The sequence below is a fragment of the Rhizobacter sp. P2_H2 genome (assembly GCF_056403375.1).
The window spans coordinates 1-1,059 of sequence record NZ_JBFUFP010001461.1; the positions used below are offsets into that span (position 1 = coordinate 1).

Annotated in this window: 1 protein-coding gene; it reads right to left on the minus strand. The window is 68.5% G+C overall.

Going from position 1 to position 1,059, the window contains the following annotated elements:
• A partial coding sequence (locus AC1D15_RS33935) for an LTA synthase family protein (protein ID WP_477829528.1) occupies positions 1–1,020 on the minus strand: 1,020 nt, incomplete at its 3' end.
• Positions 1,021–1,059: the final 39 nt, after the last annotated feature.

Sequence of the window (1,059 nt, forward strand, 5' to 3'; positions counted from 1 at the left end):
GAACATCTCGTTCGCTTCCAGGAACAGGTTCTTGTCGGAGACGCCCCAGACGTCGACCACCGGCGACTTCAGCCGCGTCTGCTCGACGATGTCGATGTCGTCGATGCTGGCCGTCAGCACGCCGCGCACGTTGGCCCACGAGGTGCTGCCGCCGATGAAGTAGAACTTCTTGTAGCCGGCGAACTCGTTGATGATCGACTGCTGGTTGCTGGCCGCCGGGTTGCGCGACGCGGTCGATTCGACCGAGACGTCGGGCATGCCGGTGACGGTGGTGAACACGCCGCGCGCGGTGTGGCCGTGCGCGCTCATCATGCGCGTGAACAGCAGGCCGTCCTTCGCGAGCGCGTCGTAGCTCGGCGTCGCGCCCAGCGGGCTGCCGATCGCGCCGACCTTGTGCGCCGCGAAGCTCTCCAGCAGCACCAGCACGACGTTCATCGGCGGCTGGCCGGCACGCTCGGGCTTGGGCGGCACGCTGCGCAGGAACGAGATCGGCTCGCCCGGCTTCAGCGGCGGCAGGCCGACGAAGGCGCGGATCGCATCGGCATCGGGGCGCATCTGCGCATCGCCCAGGCTTTGCGCGCGGAAGGTCCAGGTGTCGTACAGGTTGTGCAGCGGGTTCAGCGACAGTTGCTGCGCGAACGCGTTCTGCAGCTCGATCGAATCGCTCCAGCGCAGCGGGTATTGCGAGAACTTGCCGTGGATGCCGAACACGCCGAGCAGAACGACCAGCGTCTCGGCGACACCGACCTGCCAGCGCTTGCGCGGCACCGGCGGCGCAGGGACAGCCGAGGTACCGACGACAAGGCGCCACAGCCAGCCGAAGATGAAATGGCACAGCACCAGCCAGGCGATGACCGCCAGCGTGATGCGCCCGACCGGGTAGGTCTGCGTGACCATGCCGGTGGCCTCGCCGATGTCGCGTGCCAGCGAGATGACGACCGCCGTCAGCCGCTGCGCGAGGTACGCGAAGTGCCCGGCATCGAGCACCACGCCGAGCGCCCACACGAAGGCGGCGAGCATCCAGTACGTCCACCAGAAGGCGTGCGCGCGCGGCGGGCG